The organism is Janthinobacterium sp. FT14W (genome assembly GCF_009208755.1).
GTDB lineage: Bacteria > Pseudomonadota > Gammaproteobacteria > Burkholderiales > Burkholderiaceae_D > Janthinobacterium > Janthinobacterium violaceinigrum.
Map to the genome: position 1 here is coordinate 1 of NZ_WFLL01000201.1, position 202 is coordinate 202.

General features: G+C 71.3%; 1 protein-coding gene. It reads left to right on the plus strand.

The genetic code is table 11. The features are described from left to right. Positions 1-202: hypothetical protein (locus tag GCN74_RS29120; protein WP_193317323.1), on the plus strand; the 202-nt coding region annotated here is incomplete at both ends.

Sequence of the window (202 nt, forward strand, 5' to 3'; positions counted from 1 at the left end):
CAAAGCCTGCTGGGCGCCGGTGTCAAGGCCGACGGCAGCCTGGGCGCCAGCGGCGACCTGACCCTGACGACCACGCAAGGAATCACGGCCAGCGGGCAGAACCTGGCGGCGGGCCACGCCAGCCTGACGGGCGCGGAGGTGGACCTGGGCCACAGCCAGACCAGCGCCGCCAGCATCGACTTGACGGCAAGCCTAGGCAACA